This window comes from Rhizobium sp. 768_B6_N1_8 (genome assembly GCF_051811225.1).
Lineage (GTDB): Bacteria > Pseudomonadota > Alphaproteobacteria > Rhizobiales > Rhizobiaceae > Rhizobium.
On sequence record NZ_JBPWPV010000001.1, the window covers coordinates 81,514 to 97,970 of the forward strand.

Sequence of the window (16,457 nt, forward strand, 5' to 3'; positions counted from 1 at the left end):
GAGCATTCTCGTCTAATATAAGAGCTCATTCTGATGGCGGCCTTTCGCCGCACGGACAAGACGAGATGCCGGTTCAAGACCAGGGCGAGCCTTTCAAGGCGGAAAACATCGCGGCCGGTGAGGCTGCTAGGGGTTCCTATCCGCGTGCCGGCATGTTCAGCCGCCTCTCCGGCAAGCTGCTCTGGCTCACCGTCTTCTTCATCATGCTGGCGGAAATCCTGATCTTCTTTCCCTCGATCGCGAGCATGCGTGTGCGTTGGCTGGAGGATCGGCTGAATACGGCCGCCGCTGCCGCAATCGTCATCGACGGCCTGCAGCCGGTGGATCTGCCGCGCGCGCTGCAGAAGGAGACGCTGGAGGCGACGGGCACCAAGGCGATTGTGCTGCGCAAGGACGGCACCTCCCGCCTGCTCGCCATGAGCGAAATGCCGACCTCGGTCGACGAATCCTACGATCTCAGCAACATCCCGCCATTGACCGCGATGCGCGACGCGCTGGACACGATGATCTTCGGCGGCAACCGCATGATCCGCGTCTATGGTGCGGTGGGCGAGACCAATACCGGCGTCGAGGTGGTCATGAAAGACCGGCCTCTGCGTAAGGCGATGTTCGTCTATGCCCGTAACGTGCTGCTGCTGTCGATCCTGATCTCGCTGTTTACCGCGACACTGATTTTCTTCTCCATCAATCGCATTCTCATCCGCCCGATCCGCAGACTGACGGGCAGCATGCAGCAATTCGCCTCGGATCCCGAAAATCCGCTGCATGTCTATGTCGGCGACGGCGGCCGTGACGAACTGGCTGTTGCCGGCCGCAATCTTACATCCATGCAGCTCGAACTGCAGAAGACGCTGAAGCAGCAGAAAAACCTTGCAGCACTTGGCCTCGCGGTCTCGAAGATCAACCACGACATGCGCAACATCCTGGCATCCGCCCAGCTCATGTCTGACCGCCTCGTCGATGTCGACGATCCCTTGGTGAAAAGCTTCGCGCCGAAGCTACTGCGCACCATCGATCGCGCCGTCGGCTACACGACCGAAGTCCTCTCTTACGGCAAGGCAACTGAATCGGCGCCGCGCCGCCGCCGAATCCATCTTTACGAGCTTGTGCAGGAGGTGAAGGACATCCTCGCCATCGAGCCACAAAGCGGCGTCGAGTTCATCGAGCAGATGGGGCCGGATCTGGAAGTGGACGCTGATAGCGAGCAATTGTTCCGGATCATCCACAATCTCTGCCGCAACGCTCTGCAGGCGTTGACCTCGCCGGGCGAGCAGGGGGCTGGGATCGTCAGGCGCATCACAGTCGCCGCCCAGCGCGTCGGCAGCGTCGTCAGCATCACGGTGGACGATACAGGCCCCGGCATGCCGCTGAAGGCGCGCCAGAACCTGTTTGCGGCCTTCCGCGGCTCGGCCCGCTCCGGCGGCACCGGTCTTGGCCTCACCATCGCCCGCGAGCTGGTGCTGGCCCACGGCGGCACGATCGCGCTTGTAGAAAAGCCCTCGGTCGGCACGCAGTTCCGTATCGAAATTCCGGATCGCCCCGTTTCACTGGAAGATTACCGCAGCCGGTCGCACGCCGAAAAGTGATGCAATTTCCGCAGGGGAGCCTTGCCGAACCAAAGTCGCGATTTTTTTCGAATTGCTCTTGCATTGCCCGAAAAGACCCTTTAGAGAACCGCCCACGCAAGCGGCACGGCCGCCACTGCAGACGCACCCGTAGCTCAGCTGGATAGAGCACCAGACTACGAATCTGGGGGTCAGGAGTTCGAATCTCTTCGGGTGCGCCATTTTCCAATTGTTCATGGTCATGACTTGGCAGCAGGCTCTTCATCGCGCCCGGCGCCATTGCTCTTGTCGCAAGCAAATCGGCTTCGGCCAACTTGGGCCTGATTGGTTCCCGCCTCTCCACCACCTCGACGATGTAAGATAACCCAGCGCGAGCGCCAGGGCGGCGACCGCAATTCCGGCGCTGATCACGCTCTTCGGCGTTATTCCGAATCTGGCGTGCAAGGCAATGTACTTCCCCGGCGCAGATCAAACACTGACTGATTTGCCGAGGATGTGAAGGACCGCGGTCAAAGGTTCTTCTTCCTGAACAACTGTCATTTTGAAGCTCCGATGCAGATGGTGCCGCGACCGAGCGTCCATTCTGAAGCCTGCCTCAAGCTTCGACGGGCGCCACGATACCATAGCTCCCCACCTCCATGCCTAGTTTCGCGCAACCTTCGGCGTCTATCTGCGGAAGCGATGGATTGTGTCGGGCGAGAAGCCGGAGGGTTGGATGATGACGAGAATTGTTGGTGTCGTTGGTCTCGTCGCGATGATGGCTGCTCTGGCAGGCTGTATCGATCGCGCCAATGCGCCGGTGCTCGTGCCGGTCGCTTCTCCCGTCAATCCGCCTGGTGTCACCCACAGCCTCTGTATGTCCGATGCCAACGCAATGTATGATGAGGCAAACAAGCAGTACGACCTGCGTGCGCAGATGACCGGGCACCGCGACGCGATGGAACGGGAAACCAATGCAAGCGGCGCGGCTCACAGGCAATATGTCTCCTGCGTCGCAAGCCAGGGCTACCGTCCTTTGTACGCGAATTGAGAACGGTGAATTCACACAGCTGATGAATTGTCGCAGGCGCTGCTCTCGCGGCTTTTGCAAAATCGCAATTTTTGATTTTTTGTGTCTTTCAGTCACGCCGGATCGCCTGCAATCACAAGTGTAGGAAGCTGCGTGTCGTGATGGAACTTCGCGCGTATAGAACGCATTTTTCATAGGTAAATCCAGAAGGAGGGTTTATCATGAAAATGCTTAATCCAGCCCCAGCCGCCTTTGCGCTCAGCGCTCTTCTCGCCCTCTCGTCTACCGTTCCCGCGCTGGCGGCGCCCGTTCAGCAGGCCCGGATCCCGGTCCCATCGAATGTGGAAATGGTGCAATATAAAGCACATGCCGGCTATTGGCATGGCTATCATGGATTCCGCACGGAACGCCCCGGTACCCGCCGTCACTCCGACGGCTACTGGTATCCGCTTGCCGCGTTCGGCGTTGAAGCCGGCACCACGGGCTCGATTGTCCGCGAACCCGTCAACCGCCCCGAGCCGAAAACTATGTGCAACCCCTCGTTTAATGGCACGATCGGCCCCGGCAGCATGCCCTGTGACAACGGCTATTGAGCCGGCAAAGAAAAAGGCGGCCAAAAGCCGCCTTTTTCTTGTCCGCAATCGGAACTCACGTCGTCGTGATCGCCGTTTCAAGGCAGTAGAATATGACAATTCCGCTTCCTAGCTACTTGGCGTAAATTCCAACCATCCTCCCAAGGAGACAAGAAATGATCAATGTCGTGAAGAATGGCCTCGTGGCCGTAGCCTTTGGCGCAATCATCACCGTTTCGGCTTTCGCATCTGCCAACGCAGCCCCGGCGCAACAGCAGCAGCAGGTCGTAAAGCAGCAGAAGAACACGACCGCTCGCAATGAGCCCCACACCACGGGTTCGGTCAATGGTACTTCCAGCAGCTCCGAACCTTACCAGTATGGCCGGAAGAAGTCGCTTAACATGGCTTGCGGCCTGCGCTTCAACCCGACCAGTAGCTCGGGCTGCAACTATTGAACGCGGATTGCAGGCATAGGCGAGGGAACTGACATCCCTGTCACGAAAAGAGGGCAGCCTTCATGGCTGCCTTTTTCGTTCCAGGGAAGCCTCGGTCACGTTGTCGAGGGAGAGCCCGGTCAGATCTTCAGAGACCTGCCACAGCTTTCGCCAGACCGTTTTGTCCTGCGCTGCGTGAACAATCTTTGCGAGCCTCGGCGAACCCTTCAGCTCATAGAAACCATCGGGGCCGTACATGACGCCGCCCTTCGCATCCGGTGAGGTCGCGGCAAACAGCGTCGGCAATGCGCCGGCAGCAGCCGACTGGGAAAGCAGAGGCTCCAGCAATTTGCCGAAACGCTCCTGCCAGCTTGGGCCGGTGCGTCCCATGCGCGGGCCCGTGCTCTGCAGGCCGGTCACGGCGTAGCCGGGATGCGCCGCCGTGCTCGTCAGGTTCCAGCCTTCCGCGCGGGCAATACGGTCGAGTTCCAGGCTGAACATCAGCGTTGCGAGCTTGGACTGCGCATAGGCTGACCAGTAGCCGTAGCGTTTCTCGCATTGCAGGTCGTTGAAATTGATCTTGCCGGAGCGGTGCGCAAGGCTGCTCACGGTCACGACGCGCGGTGCCTTTCCCGAGAGCACCATGGGCAGTAGCCGCAGGCTCCAGGCGAAATGGCCGATATAATTGGCGCCGAGCTGCATCTCGAACCCATCCTCGGTGACGTGGCGCGTCGGGATCGCCATCACACCGGCATTGTTGATGAGCAGGTCGATGCGCGGCAGCGAGGCAGAGAGACGAGCAGCGCAGTTTGCGACCGATGTCAGGCTCGCAAGATCGAGCGGTTCGAAGCTCACCTCGGCCCCGGCATGCGTCGCCCGGATCTTCGCGAGCACCTCGTTGCCCTTTTCCACATTGCGTGATGCGATGATCACACGGGCGCCGGCTCCGGTGAGCGCCTTGGCCGTTTCATATCCGATGCCGCTGGTCGCGCCGGTAATGACTGCGATGCGGCCCGTCTGGTCCGGTATGTTCGTCGTCGTCCAGTCAGTCATGGAAATTTCCTTTTGCGGTGTGAGGCGGCGCGGACCGATCGGTAAATCACGCGATGAGAATTATTGCATTAACTGCAAAAATGCAATAGATACAAAAATACACGAAATGTTGTTGGAAAAAGACATGCGCGAAAACGATGGATTGACGAGGCTGCCATGGAATTGCCATGCTGCGAGAGATCGTCGCATCGATAGTCAATCGCATTTCAGGCAGGTGGGATAATCATGATCGCAAAGACTGCATTCTCCGATTTCCTGCATTTTTTCCGTTCCTGGCTAAGTAACCCGCTGAGGGTTGCGGCCATCGCGCCCTCCGGCGATTCGCTCGCGCGGATCATGACCAGCGAGATCGCGGCGCTGGACGGTCCGATCATCGAGCTCGGGCCGGGCACCGGCGTCTTTACCCGCGCGCTGCTTGCGCGCGGCATCAGCGAATCCGATCTGACGCTCATCGAATATGGTCCTGAATTCATCGGATCGCTTCAAAAGCGTTTTCCCGATGCACGCATCCTGCAGATGGATGCCGCCCATCTGGCGCAGGCCGATATTTTCGAAGGTGAACCTGTCGGCGCCGTCGTCAGCGGTCTGCCGCTGCTTTCCATGTCGCCGCGCAAGATAGCCTCGATCCTGGCGGGCGCCTTCGTCTATATGCGGGCCGGCGGCGCCTTCTATCAGTTTACCTATGGACCGCGCTGTCCTGTGCCGCGTCCGATCCTCGATCGCCTGGGCCTGAAGGCGACGCGCATCGGCGGCACGGTCCGCAACCTGCCGCCGGCTTCCGTCTACCGGATTTCGCGCCGCAAGCCGCTGGAGCTCTCGCGTGAGCGCTTCAAATATCGCAGCAGCGGAGTGGATATGGAGATCGCCGCTTTCTCCGAAGCGGATGACTGAATAACATCTGATGCAAATGACAGAGAAGAAACTGCCTGAAGCCATCGAGGGCAGGCGCGAGCGCAAGCGGCGCCAAACCCGCGAGCGCATCGAGCAGGCAGCGATGAGCCTCTTTCTGGAGCGCGGCTTCGACGCGACGACCATCGAGGAGATTACCGAAGCAGCTGACGTTTCGAAGCGCAGTTTCTTCGATTATTTCCCGTCGAAGGAAGAAGTCGTCTTCGCCTGGCAGGATTCCTTCGCTGACCGGTTGATGGCGGCGATTGCCGCCCGCCCGCCCGGTGAGTCTGACGTCAAGGCGGTCGAGGAAGCCTTGATCGTCACTGCGACCGCTTCGGCTGACGAGCGCGCCATGGCGCTTGGCGAACTCATCCATTGCACTCCGACCCTCAAGGCCCGCGATCAGCTCAAATATGCCAAGCTGGAGCAGAAGTTGACCGAGGCGCTGATTGCCCGCAAGGGCGGTGATCCTGAAGCGCGGGCGCACATGCGTTTGCTTTCGGCAATCGTCATCGGCGCGCTGCGCGTTGGCAGCGAGGTCTGGCAAGAGCGTACCCAGGGTGTTTCGATGGAGGGCGTTTCAATGGAAGCCTTCGCACGCGAGATCTTTGGCGAACTCTGGAAGATGCTGGCCGAATTCGGCGATGAGACGAAAGCCTACCTCCAAAGCAATTCTATACGCTAGATAATCACGCTTTCCGTTGCCGGCGGCGCTTCGGATCGATGCTTTCTCAGGAAATCGATGAGCGCGCGCAGCTTTGCAGGCACCCGCCGGCGATCCGGATAATAGAGCGTCAGGCCGGACAGCGGCGGGCTCCAGTCGGCAAGGATCCGCACGAGCCGGCCATCTTCAAGAAAACGCTCGATATAGCCGTTGATCATGTAGGAAATGCCAATCCCATCGAGGGCTGCCTGTGTGAGTGCTGCGGAATCGTTGAGGATCAGCCGTGGATGGAGCGTAATATCGACGCCTTCGCCATCCTTCTCGAATTCCCAGCGCTCGACCTGACCGCTCGTCACGAAACGAAAGCCGATGCAATCATGCTGCAGCAGGTCGCGTGGATGCTTCGGCATGCCGCGGCGGCCGAGATATTCCGGCGAGGCGATGACATGGGCGCTGATAGGCGGGCCGATCGGAATGGCCACCATGTCCTTTGCCACCGTCTCTCCGAAGCGGATGCCGGCGTCGAAGCCTTCCGCGACGATATCGTTCATCGAGGCTTCCATCTTCACCTCGACCTGGATGTCGGGATAGGCCTCCAGAAAATCGCGAAGCAGCGGCTGGATGGCAATCATATAGCCAGCGCGCAGCACATTGAGCCGCAAAAGGCCCGCCGGCCGGCCGACATCCGCGTCCAGATCCTTGCTCGCGGCCGCAAGCTCGCCGAGGGCGGGAAGCACTCGCTCCAGATAGCGGCCGCCAGCTTCCGTCAGGCTCACGCTGCGGGTGGTGCGGTTGAAGAGCGGCAGACGCAATCGGCTCTCCAGCTTGCTGATCGTCTGGCTGATGGCGGACGGCGATACGCCAAGCCGAATGGCGGCAGCCGAAAAGCTCTTTTCCTCGGCGACGACGACAAAGGTTACCATGCCGTCAAGCATGTCCTGGCGCATTCCATTCTCCGGTTTCAAGACCGAGATTAATAAGTTTCTCTAAAAAGGCCATTGCCATTTAATGAGCTTATCGAAATTATCTCCGCGGCCTAACTTCCCCTCCACCAACAGCCAGACGGAGTGAAGGCCATGACAACAAGGGCTAGGATCCTTTTCATTACAGGTGTTTCCACCGGTTTCGGCCGCGCCCTTGCAGAGGCTGCCCTCGCCGAGGGCCATAAGGTGGTTGGCACCCTGCGCAATGAAGAATCCCGCAAAGCGTTCGAGGCGCTGAAGCCCAGCTTTGCCTTCGGTATGCTGCTCGATGTCACTGATACCACAGCGATCGCGCCTGTCGTTGCCGAGATCGAAAGGGAGGTCGGCCCGATCGACGTTCTCGTCAACAATGCCGGATACGGCCATGAAGGCCTCGTCGAGGAATCGAGCATGGAAGATCTGCGCCACCAGTTCGAGGTCAATGTTTTCGGTCCGGTGGCTGTCATGCAGGCGGTACTGCCCTATATGCGCAAGCGCCGCAGTGGCCATATCCTCAATGTCACCTCGATGGGCGGGATCATCACCATGCCAGGCATTGCCTTCTATCATGGCAGCAAGTTTGCCCTCGAGGGCATTTCGGAAAGCCTCGGCAAGGAAGTCAGGAGCTTCGGCATCCATGTGACGGCTGTCGAGCCCGGCGGTTTCCGCACTGATTGGGCCGGCCGCTCGATGGTGCGTGCGGAGCGTTCGATCGAAGATTATGATGAGGTTTTCGAGCCATTGCGCCAGCGCCGCCTCGAACGCAACGGCAACCAGCCGGGCGACCCCAAAAGGGCCGCGGCCGCAATGCTGACGCTCATTGCATCCGATAATCCGCCGGCCCATCTCTTGCTGGGGCGGGACGCGATCAGCCTCGTTCGTGAGAAACTGGGCTCTCTCAAGAGCGAATTCGACGCCTGGGAGCAAGTCTCCAGCTCCACCGATTTTGAGTGATTTGATTGACCAAGAGAGGAAAATACGATGACTGATTACAACGCAGCGAAATCCGGCACCTTCAAGATTGGTGGCGATATGGAGGTCAACCGCCTCGGTTTCGGCGCCATGCGCATTACCGGCGACGGCATCTGGGGTGATCCCAAGGATCATGCAGAATCGATCCGCACACTAAAACGCCTGCCGGAACTCGGCATCAACTTCATCGATACGGCCGATTCCTATGGTCCTGACGTTTCCGAACAGCTGATCAAGGAAGCGCTTCACCCCTATAAGAAAGGCCTCGTCGTCGCCACCAAGGGCGGCCTCACGCGCCACGGTCCGAATATCTGGCTGCCGCTCGGCCGCCCGGAATATCTGATCCAGCAGGTGCACAAGAGCCTGCGCAACCTCGGCGTCGAGCAGATCGATCTCTGGCAGCTTCACCGCATCGACCCGAAGGTTCCGGCCAAGGAACAGTTCGACACCATCAAGTCGCTGCTCGATTCCGGCCTGATCCGCCATGCGGGCCTCAGCGAAGTCTCGGTCTCCGATATCGAAGCCGCTTCCAAGGTCTTCAAGGTCGCCACGGTCCAGAACCGCTACAATCTCGTCGACCGCACCAGCGAGGATGTGTTGGACTATTGCGCAAAGCACAACATCGGCTTCATCCCCTGGTATCCGCTGGCGGCCGGCGATCTCGCCAAGCCGGGCTCACTGCTCGACACGATCGCCAAGAAGCACAACGCCGCCCCGAGCCAGATCGCGCTCGACTGGGTGCTGAAGCGCAGCCCCGTCATGCTGCCGATCCCCGGCACCTCCAAGGTCAAGCATCTGGAAGAAAACGTCGCTGCGGTAAACATCACGCTGTCGGACGAGGAATTCAAAGCCCTCGATGCAGAAGGCAAGAAGCTCTTCAAGGCTGCCTGATAAACATAAAATCAGTCGTGAAACGGCCGCGGTTTCAGCCGCGGCCGTTTTCGTTTCGCGCCGCGCCGTCATTTCCCGCGCGATATCGAGAAAGGCGCGCAGCGTTGGCGGCATTTGCCGGTGGCCGGAATGATAGAGGCACAGGCCCGGGAAGGGCGTCCTGCGACATCGGTCCCGACATTTTGCCTTGGACGATCAGGCCTATATCGACTTCATGCGCGAGCATTTTGCCCAATAATTTGACCAGCTGATCAAAGATGGCGCAAAATGAGGCGCAGACGTGAGCTCAGTGAGGCAAGCATTGCGTCCAATGCATTGCTGCATTGCGGTATTTTCGCTATTCCCCATCAAATGAATTGGGTATTAATAATCACGAAGGCAGCGCACTCCTCCTCCCAGCGCTCCTTCATCGGACTGACAACACTCCTCCTCCCAGTTGTCAGTCAGGATCAAGAGCCCGGTGCACCTCCTCCCGCGCCGGGCTCTTTTCTTTTCCGGGTCATGCCTATCCCAAACTTTCGTAAAATTGACTCTCTCGCTGGCCTCGGACTATCTGGAGGCGCGCGGCAAGCGCATGTCGGTGGCTTGGCGCGATGACGCCTGAACCTGCGGAGTAGTCATGATCGGCGGATGCGGCGTTTCGCGCAAAGCCCTCACAGCCCTGCTCGTCCTGTGTATTGGTCTTGCATCCTGCGGGCGGCCGATCGGTGTCATGCAGGCGGCCGGCACGGTTCCTCCGGGCACATCTCGCGTCGATCTGCTGGTTGCCACAACCCGCGCTGCGGACAAGGATCCCGGCGTTCTTTTCTCCGGCGAGCGTGGCACCGGCCTGATGGTCAATGCCGTCGATATCTCCATTCCGCCTGAAGCCAATCGCAAGGTCGGGCAGGTGCAGTGGCCCTCCCGCTTGCCTGCCGACCCGCTCAAGAATTTCGTGACGGTGGCGGTTGATCCGCTTGATGGCGAGAAGGCTGGTGAGAACTGGCTGAAGACGCATATGCCTGGGAGCAAGCGCGTCCTCATCTTCGTTCATGGCTTCAACAACCGCTACGAGGATGCGGTCTATCGTTTCGCGCAGATCGTCCATGATTCGCATGCCGACGTTGCGCCCGTCGTTTTCACCTGGCCGTCGCGCGCCAGCATCTTCGATTACAACTACGACAAGGAAAGCACCAACTATTCGCGCGATGCGCTGGAAGAGCTGCTGCGGCGCACGGCCAACAATCCGGCCGTTGGCGACATCACCGTCATGGCCCACTCCATGGGCACGTGGCTGACGGTCGAAGCCCTGCGCCAGATGGCGATCCGCGACGGCCACGTTGCCTCCAAGATCAACAACGTCATTCTTGCCTCACCGGATCTAGACGTCGACGTGTTCGGCCGCCAGTTTATGAGCCTCGGTAAGGACAAGCCGCATTTCACCATCTTCGTATCCCAGGATGATCGGGCGCTGGCGCTTTCGCGCCGCATCTCCGGCAATGTCGATCGCCTCGGCCAGATTGATCCTTCCGCCGAGCCCTATCGCAGCAAGCTGGAAGCGGCTGGCATCACCGTGCTTGACCTTACCAAGCTGAAGACCGGCGATCGCCTGAACCATGGCAAGTTCGCCGAAAGCCCCGAAGTGGTGAAACTCATCGGTGACCGGCTGATCGCCGGCCAGACCATCACCGATTCCGAGGTCGGCCTTGGCGAGGCGGTCGGTGCTGTCGCGATCGGCGCGGCCCAGACCGCCGGCAGCGCGGTCAGTCTTGCTGTTAGCACGCCAATCGCCATTTTCGATCCCCGCACCCGCCGTAACTATGACGACCAGGTGCGCCGTCTCGGCCAGTCAATGAACAATACCGTGGGTTCCGTGGGCGATAGCGTCGGCGCCGGACTGCCGGAAGATGCTCAGTAAAAAATCATAGGCATTCGCTTCGTTGTGATATATCACATCTCCAACGGCATCGACTCTGCCGTGCGGTGGACAAGACATGGCGAATGAAACGAATAAGACGGTAGCCGTCGTCGGCGCCGGTGTGATCGGCGCTTCGATTGCTTTCGAACTGCAGCGGCGCGGCTTTCAAGTAACGCTGATCGACAAGGGTGAACCGGGCAGGGGAACCTCCTACGGCAATATGGCGAGCATCGCGCTCGACTTTGCAGCCGGTTCCGGCCCCTCGACCTGGAAGAAGCTGCCGCGCTGGCTGATCGATCCGGAAGGTCCGGTCTGGCTGCGGCCAGGCTATGCGCCGAAAATCCTACCCTGGTTCCTGCGTTTCCTCGCAGCTGGCCGTCCCTCGCGTCTGAGGGAGATCGAGGATGCGGGCATGAGCCTCTCCAAGATCGCTCTCGGCGATATCAGTACCATGCTCGATGCCATCGGCGCACCGGAGCTGATGACCGAAGAGGGCTGCCTGGCGATCTACGAGACCGAAGCCGAATTCGATGCCGATCGCGGCCATCTCGAACTGATGCGGCGCTACGGCCTCGAATTCGAAGTGCTGAGCAACGGCGCGATCCAGTATTACGAGCCGACGCTGTCGCCGAAAGTCGCCAAAGCCGTGCTGCTGCCGGATAACAAGTCCATCCGCGATCCCTATAAGCTTGTCGTAAAGCTCGCCGATGCCGCAAAGGCCGCGGGCGCCAGCTTCGTATCTGGCCAAGTAAAAAGTGTCGAACGCAAGAGTGATGGCAAGACCGCTGTCCTTCTCGAAAACGGCAACCGCATCCAAGCCGAAAAGGTCATCCTCGCAGCCGGCGTCCATACGCGTTTCCTCGCCGAGGCGCTTGGCGAGCCGATCCCGCTTGAAACCGAGCGTGGCTATCATACGCAGATCATGCAGCCCGGTATTTCCATGCGCTATTCGGTGATCTGGCCGCATCGCGCCTTCATGGTCACGCCGACGGCAGGCGGTATCCGCATTGGGGGCAATGTCGAGCTGGCCGGACTGACCGCCGCGCCCGATTTCCGTCGTCCGCGCGTGCTCGTGCGCCATGCGCAGCGCATCCTGCCCGATCTCAAGGTTCAGGATACCAGTGAATGGATGGGGCACCGCCCGGCGCTGCCGGATACGATCCCGATCATCTCACCCTCATCGAAAATGCCTGGCGTCTTCTATGCCACCGGCCACGGCCATCTCGGCCTGACCTATTCGGCAACGACAGCGCGGCTGATCGCGGATATGGTGGCAGGTGTCAAAACATCAGTTGATATCAAGCCATTCCGCATCAACAGGTACTAGGGCTGGTCATGGCCGGAACCTTCGTCACCCGCAAAAATATCCGCGTCGATGGCGGCATCGCGCGTCACGTCCGATTTGGAGTTTGAAAGATGAGATGGAAGCGCACGATCCAGCTTCTGGATGTTCATGCCGAAGGTGAAATCGGCAAGGTCGCCATCGGTGGCGTGCCGAAAATTCCGGGCGAGACGGTCGCCGCCCAGCTTCACTGGCTGAACACCGACCCCAAGGGGCAGGAGCTTCGTCGCTTCCTCTGCCTCGAGCCGCGCGGCGCACCGATCGGCTCCGTCAACCTGTTGCTGCCGCCAAAGCATCCCGATGCTGACGCTGCCTTTATTATCCTGCAGCCAGACCAGGCGCATGCGAGCTCCGGCTCGAACTCCATCTGTGTGACCACCGCTCTCCTGGAATCCGGCATCGTCGAGATGAAGGAGCCGGAAACCATCGTCACGCTGGAAACCGCAGCCGGTCTGGTGAAGGCGACGGCCACTTGCCGCGACGGTCGCTGCGAGAAGGTTAAACTCACCATGGTGCCGTCCTTCGTCCACGAGCTTGATGTCGAGATCGACACCCCGCATTGGGGAAAGATCAAGGCCGACATCTGCTATGGCGGCATCTTCTATGCGCTGGTCGATGTCGGCCAGATCAACCTGACGATCGAGAAGGCCAATGCCGCAGCACTGGTGCAGGCCGGCATGATCCTCAAAGAGCTCATCAATCGCAATATCCACGTTGTGCATCCGGAAATCCCGGCAATCTCGGGCGTCGCCTATGTCATGTTCCGCGATATCGAGGCTGATGGCACGGTGCGCACCTGCACCACCATGTGGCCGGGCCGCGCCGACCGTTCGCCCTGCGGCACAGGCAATTCGGCCAATCTGGCGACCCTATACGCCCGCGGAAAGGCCAAGGTCGGCGATGTCTTCAAGTCGAAGTCGATCATCGGTTCGGAATTCGAGGTCGGTCTGCAGGCGGTGACGGAAGTGGCCGGCAAATCGGCTGTCATCCCGACGATCACCGGCCGCGGCTTCACCTTCGGCCTGTCGCAGGTCGCACTCGACCCCTTCGATCCGCATCCCCTCGGTTTTGTGCTGACGGATGTCTGGGGGCCGTCGGCCGGCGAGATCTAGAGCAATTCCAGCAAAAGCGCGCAGCGGTTTGTGTCTGGAATTGCTCTGCGGCAGACCTCAATAGACGAAGGGATCGACTTCGGCCTTGACGGGGTCGTCATCAGCCGAGGGATAGATTACGCCCTTGCGCAGGATGATATTGGCATAGAGCCGCGGTTCACTGGTCTGGATGACAGCATGGGCCGCCCGCACGCGGCCATAGAAATCCTGCCCGACGAGTGGAATGACCTCGCGATCCGGCTCGTGCTTGGCGCAACAGGCGATCATTTCCTCGTGCACCGGATCGAGCTTGTCGCGCTCGGCCTTCACGGTCGAGCGGAAGATCGCTTCGTCCACAAAGTCGTCGATCGGCAGCACGCTCAAAACGGCATCAAGAACCGGGATGAGATGGTGCCCGTCGAGCCGGATCAGCCGCCGCGCATGCTCGATACCCGGATAGTTGCCGTCGACGATGGCGATTTCATCGCCATGGCCCATGCCGCGCAATGTCGCGAGCAGGTCCGGGCTCAGCAGCGGGTCAAGCCCTTTCAGCATTGTCGATCTCCTTGAAAAGCACATTCTGGTCTGTGAGATAACGCGCAAAGATCGGCAGGCTGGCGCCGCCGATGGCGCGCGCCTGTGCGCCGACCACGCCTTCGACGATATCGGGCATGACGACGCCTTGCAGGTCGAGCTTTTCAGCTTCGTAGATCGTCGCCTGCACGATGCGCCGGCGCACCCAGTCGGGAAAGCCGCCATCGATGACAGCTGCACTGAAGTCGATGATCGAGGCGGCAGCCACGATCGCCTGTGCCAGCGCCTTGGCCGTATCCTGGATCCAGGCCTCCATCGGCTCGCCGAAATCCACCCAGTCATCGGCTGAATACCAGAGGGGCGAAGGATCTATGCCGCGCTCGCGCAGCATGTTTTCCAACACGAAGATGGAAGCGATCTCCAGAAGCTGCAGTGTCTCGCCGTTCTTGCCGCGCACAGGCAGCGGACCGATGGCTCCTGCCGTTCCCGTCTTGCCGGAAAAGATCGCTGAATTCAGCACGATCCCGCCACCGATGAAGGAGCCGATGAAGAAATAGACGAAATCCGGATAGGACGGACCGATGCCGAACACCAGTTCTGCACCGCAGGCGCTGGTCGCGTCGTTCTGCAGGAAGACCTGATAGGATACCTGCGTGGCGATTTCTGACTGCAGGTCGAAATCGCGCCAGACCTCCATCGCGCCCTCGGGTGCGCCCACCTCATCGGCCCAGTTCCAGAGCTCGAAGGGGGCCGCGATGCCGAGGCCGGCGATGCGGCTGCGCTCGCGCTCGTCCAGCTTGCCTTCCAGCTCCTTGATCCCGTGGGTGACGAAAGACAGGATCTCGTCGGGCAGGGGATAGGCATAGATTCTGTGCAGCTGCAGCCGAATTCTGCCGACGAAATCCATCAATACGAGGTCGGCGCTCCGCCGGCCGATCTTCACGCCGAAGGAATAGACGGCATCCGGATTGAGCCGCATGGGTATGGATGGCTGGCCGACGCGACCGCGGATGGGCTCGCCACGCGAAAGCAGCCCTTCCTTCTCCAGCACCCGCATGATGACGGAGACGGTCTGGGCAGACAGCCCGCTACGACGTGCGATATCGGCCTTCGACAGGGCACCGTAGAGGCGCACCAGCGACAGCACGAGCCGTTCGTTATAGGCGCGCACCCTGATCTGGTTCGCGCCTCCGGACGGATTCAGAATTGGCGGTGGGGCCGGCATGGAATCCGGACCATCCAAGGACGACATTGGCCACTCCTCCCGATTAACGGCCTATGCCCGATTTCCCGCCAGCATGCCACATCGAATTAATAATTCAATTGGATTTATTTATTGACAAGCAGTTTTCTTTCGCTCTTAATTACCAGCGTCAAGGGCACGGGACGGCTTTTGGAGGGGGCTGATGTCACATTCCGCAAGTCTCGCCGTGCATGAATTCCGGCACCGCCTTGGGGGCGGGCCGGCTAATCTCTGGGAGGAGTTCATGAAGAAATCAGTTCTCGCTTTCGGCGCTCTCGCGCTCGGCGTCGCCTTTTCCGCTCCGGCGATGGCGGCAGATGTTTCTGCATGCCTGATCACCAAGACCGACACCAACCCCTTCTTCGTCAAGATGAAGGAAGGTGCTACGGCCAAGGCCAAGGAACTCGGCGTTTCGCTGAAGTCCTATGCCGGCAAGATCGATGGCGACAGCGAAAGCCAGGTCGCGGCGATCGAAAGCTGCATTGCTGACGGCGCAAAGGGCATCCTGCTCACCGCTTCCGACACCAAGGGCATCGTCTCTTCGGTTAAGAAAGCGCGTGATGCAGGTCTGCTGGTCATCGCGCTCGACACGCCGCTCGAGCCGGCCGATGCCGCCGACGCCACCTTCGCCACCGACAACCTGCTCGCCGGCAAGCTGATCGGCCAGTGGGCCAAGGAAACGCTCGGCGACAAGGCCAAGGACGCCAAGGTCGGCTTCCTCGACCTGACGCCGTCGCAGCCGACGGTCGACGTTCTGCGCGACCAGGGCTTCATGATCGGCTTCGGCATCGACCCGAAGAACCCGAACAAGATCGGCGATGAAGATGACAAGCGCATCGTCGGCCATGACGTGACGAACGGCAACGAGGAAGGCGGCCGCAAGGCCATGGAAAACCTTCTGCAGAAGGATCCTGGCATCAACGTCATCCACACGATCAACGAACCGGCTGCAGTCGGTGCCTATCAGGCACTGAAGGCCGTCGGTATGGAAAAGAACGTGCTGATCGTATCGGTCGACGGCGGTTGCCCGGGTGTCAAGTCGGTCAAGGAAGGCGTCATCGGCGCCACCTCGCAGCAATATCCGCTGCTGATGGCGTCGCTCGGCATCGAGGCGATCAAGAAGTTCGCCGACAGCGGTGAAAAGCCGAAGCCGACTGAAGGCAAGTCCTTCTTCGACACCGGCGTCTCCCTCGTCACCGACAAGCCGGTCTCCGGCGTCAAGTCGATCGACACGAAGGAAGGCACTGATAAGTGCTGGGGCTAAGCCCTGCCTGAATAAGTGCAGAGTGGCCGGGTCTTGATCCTCGGCCGTTTTGGGCGGACCATATGCCGTCGCC

At 60.1% G+C, this 16,457-nt stretch carries 16 protein-coding genes and 1 tRNA gene; 13 read left to right on the forward strand and 4 right to left on the reverse strand.

Annotation, left to right across the window (positions count from 1 at the left end; genetic code table 11):
* Positions 1-65: 65 nt before the first annotated feature.
* The 5 genes from AB8B33_RS00415 to AB8B33_RS00435 all read left to right on the forward strand — a co-directional run bounded on the left by AB8B33_RS00415 (position 66) and on the right by AB8B33_RS00435 (position 3,601).
* The gene (locus tag AB8B33_RS00415; protein ID WP_113322859.1) at positions 66-1,586 is read left to right on the forward strand and encodes a sensor histidine kinase; all 1,521 of its coding nucleotides are present in this window, start codon (positions 66-68) and stop codon (positions 1,584-1,586) included.
* A 123-nt stretch (positions 1,587-1,709) separates the two neighbouring features.
* Positions 1,710-1,786 (forward strand) — tRNA-Arg (locus AB8B33_RS00420).
* A gap of 494 nt (positions 1,787-2,280) precedes the next feature.
* A complete protein-coding gene (locus AB8B33_RS00425) occupies positions 2,281-2,595 on the forward strand; it encodes a hypothetical protein (RefSeq protein ID WP_405049679.1) in 315 nt (104 codons plus the stop codon).
* A 200-nt stretch (positions 2,596-2,795) separates the two neighbouring features.
* Positions 2,796-3,167, forward strand: a complete 372-nt coding sequence (locus AB8B33_RS00430) for a cell surface protein (RefSeq protein ID WP_439013971.1) — start codon at positions 2,796-2,798, stop codon at positions 3,165-3,167.
* Between the two features lie 155 nt (positions 3,168-3,322).
* A complete protein-coding gene (locus tag AB8B33_RS00435; protein ID WP_439013972.1) occupies positions 3,323-3,601 on the forward strand; it encodes a hypothetical protein in 279 nt (92 codons plus the stop codon).
* A gap of 60 nt (positions 3,602-3,661) precedes the next feature.
* Here AB8B33_RS00435 and AB8B33_RS00440 read toward each other — a convergent pair whose 3' ends face one another.
* The gene (locus AB8B33_RS00440; RefSeq protein ID WP_439013973.1) at positions 3,662-4,633 is read right to left on the reverse strand and encodes an oxidoreductase; all 972 of its coding nucleotides are present in this window, start codon (positions 4,631-4,633) and stop codon (positions 3,662-3,664) included.
* Positions 4,634-4,858: 225 nt separating this feature from the next.
* On the opposite strand from AB8B33_RS00440, the gene AB8B33_RS00445 reads away from it, so the two are divergent.
* Both AB8B33_RS00445 and AB8B33_RS00450 read left to right on the forward strand, forming a co-directional pair.
* On the forward strand, positions 4,859-5,524 hold the full coding sequence (locus AB8B33_RS00445; RefSeq protein WP_439013974.1) for a class I SAM-dependent methyltransferase: 666 nt from the start codon (positions 4,859-4,861) through the stop codon (positions 5,522-5,524).
* A 16-nt stretch (positions 5,525-5,540) separates the two neighbouring features.
* Positions 5,541-6,209 (forward strand): TetR family transcriptional regulator, encoded by a 669-nt coding sequence (locus AB8B33_RS00450; RefSeq protein WP_439017166.1) that lies wholly within the window; start codon positions 5,541-5,543, stop codon positions 6,207-6,209.
* On the opposite strand, the gene AB8B33_RS00455 is transcribed toward AB8B33_RS00450, so the two are convergent.
* Positions 6,206-7,135 carry a LysR family transcriptional regulator gene (locus tag AB8B33_RS00455; protein WP_439013975.1) on the reverse strand — a complete coding sequence of 310 codons (930 nt, stop codon included), beginning with the start codon at positions 7,133-7,135 and terminating at the stop codon, positions 6,206-6,208. The genes AB8B33_RS00450 and AB8B33_RS00455 overlap by 4 nt on opposite strands.
* A 129-nt stretch (positions 7,136-7,264) precedes the next feature.
* On the opposite strand from AB8B33_RS00455, the gene AB8B33_RS00460 reads away from it, so the two are divergent.
* The 5 genes from AB8B33_RS00460 (at position 7,265) to AB8B33_RS00480 (ending at position 13,364) form a co-directional block, all read left to right on the forward strand.
* A complete protein-coding gene (locus tag AB8B33_RS00460) occupies positions 7,265-8,104 on the forward strand; it encodes an oxidoreductase (RefSeq protein WP_113322867.1) in 840 nt (279 codons plus the stop codon).
* A 27-nt stretch (positions 8,105-8,131) separates the two neighbouring features.
* Positions 8,132-9,013, forward strand: coding sequence for an aldo/keto reductase (locus AB8B33_RS00465; RefSeq protein ID WP_113322868.1), 882 nt, complete (start codon positions 8,132-8,134; stop codon positions 9,011-9,013).
* A 619-nt stretch (positions 9,014-9,632) separates the two neighbouring features.
* A complete protein-coding gene (locus AB8B33_RS00470; RefSeq protein WP_439013976.1) occupies positions 9,633-10,910 on the forward strand; it encodes an alpha/beta hydrolase in 1,278 nt (425 codons plus the stop codon).
* A gap of 76 nt (positions 10,911-10,986) precedes the next feature.
* Entirely contained in the window at positions 10,987-12,237 is a 1,251-nt protein-coding gene (locus AB8B33_RS00475; RefSeq protein WP_439013977.1) for an NAD(P)/FAD-dependent oxidoreductase, read from the forward strand.
* 89 nt (positions 12,238-12,326) lie between these two features.
* Positions 12,327-13,364: a 4-hydroxyproline epimerase gene (locus AB8B33_RS00480; protein WP_439013978.1), complete on the forward strand. Its 1,038-nt coding sequence runs from the start codon at positions 12,327-12,329 to the stop codon at positions 13,362-13,364.
* A 57-nt stretch (positions 13,365-13,421) separates the two neighbouring features.
* Here the strand turns inward: AB8B33_RS00480 and AB8B33_RS00485 are convergent, their stop codons facing one another.
* Positions 13,422-13,898, reverse strand: a complete 477-nt coding sequence (locus tag AB8B33_RS00485; RefSeq protein WP_113322873.1) for an RbsD/FucU family protein — start codon at positions 13,896-13,898, stop codon at positions 13,422-13,424.
* The gene (locus AB8B33_RS00490) at positions 13,882-15,129 is read right to left on the reverse strand and encodes an ROK family transcriptional regulator (RefSeq protein WP_439013980.1); all 1,248 of its coding nucleotides are present in this window, start codon (positions 15,127-15,129) and stop codon (positions 13,882-13,884) included. The genes AB8B33_RS00485 and AB8B33_RS00490 overlap by 17 nt, the downstream gene beginning before the upstream one ends.
* Before the next feature lie 235 nt (positions 15,130-15,364).
* Here AB8B33_RS00490 and AB8B33_RS00495 point away from each other — a divergent pair, with 235 nt between their 5' ends.
* Entirely contained in the window at positions 15,365-16,384 is a 1,020-nt protein-coding gene (locus tag AB8B33_RS00495) for a sugar ABC transporter substrate-binding protein (RefSeq protein WP_037071865.1), read from the forward strand.
* The last annotated feature ends 73 nt before the right edge of the window (positions 16,385-16,457 follow it).

Excerpts from the sequence above, each read along its gene's own strand:
- AB8B33_RS00460 (WP_113322867.1), top strand. The coding sequence starts at position 7,265 with ATGACAACAAGGGCTAGGATCCTTTTCATTACAGGTGTTTCCACCGGT.
- AB8B33_RS00425 (WP_405049679.1), top strand. The coding sequence starts at position 2,281 with ATGATGACGAGAATTGTTGGTGTCGTTGGTCTCGTCGCGATGATGGCT.
- AB8B33_RS00430 (WP_439013971.1), top strand. The coding sequence starts at position 2,796 with ATGAAAATGCTTAATCCAGCCCCAGCCGCCTTTGCGCTCAGCGCTCTT.
- AB8B33_RS00495 (WP_037071865.1), top strand. The coding sequence starts at position 15,365 with ATGAAGAAATCAGTTCTCGCTTTCGGCGCTCTCGCGCTCGGCGTCGCC.
- AB8B33_RS00415 (WP_113322859.1), top strand. The coding sequence starts at position 66 with ATGCCGGTTCAAGACCAGGGCGAGCCTTTCAAGGCGGAAAACATCGCG.
- AB8B33_RS00480 (WP_439013978.1), top strand. The coding sequence starts at position 12,327 with ATGAGATGGAAGCGCACGATCCAGCTTCTGGATGTTCATGCCGAAGGT.
- AB8B33_RS00485 (WP_113322873.1), bottom strand. The coding sequence starts at position 13,898 with ATGCTGAAAGGGCTTGACCCGCTGCTGAGCCCGGACCTGCTCGCGACA.
- AB8B33_RS00455 (WP_439013975.1), bottom strand. The coding sequence starts at position 7,135 with ATGCGCCAGGACATGCTTGACGGCATGGTAACCTTTGTCGTCGTCGCC.
- AB8B33_RS00440 (WP_439013973.1), bottom strand. The coding sequence starts at position 4,633 with ATGACTGACTGGACGACGACGAACATACCGGACCAGACGGGCCGCATC.
- AB8B33_RS00490 (WP_439013980.1), bottom strand. The coding sequence starts at position 15,129 with ATGTCGTCCTTGGATGGTCCGGATTCCATGCCGGCCCCACCGCCAATT.
- AB8B33_RS00445 (WP_439013974.1), top strand. The coding sequence starts at position 4,859 with ATGATCGCAAAGACTGCATTCTCCGATTTCCTGCATTTTTTCCGTTCC.
- AB8B33_RS00450 (WP_439017166.1), top strand. The coding sequence starts at position 5,541 with ATGACAGAGAAGAAACTGCCTGAAGCCATCGAGGGCAGGCGCGAGCGC.
- AB8B33_RS00475 (WP_439013977.1), top strand. The coding sequence starts at position 10,987 with ATGGCGAATGAAACGAATAAGACGGTAGCCGTCGTCGGCGCCGGTGTG.
- AB8B33_RS00470 (WP_439013976.1), top strand. The coding sequence starts at position 9,633 with ATGATCGGCGGATGCGGCGTTTCGCGCAAAGCCCTCACAGCCCTGCTC.
- AB8B33_RS00465 (WP_113322868.1), top strand. The coding sequence starts at position 8,132 with ATGACTGATTACAACGCAGCGAAATCCGGCACCTTCAAGATTGGTGGC.
- AB8B33_RS00435 (WP_439013972.1), top strand. The coding sequence starts at position 3,323 with ATGATCAATGTCGTGAAGAATGGCCTCGTGGCCGTAGCCTTTGGCGCA.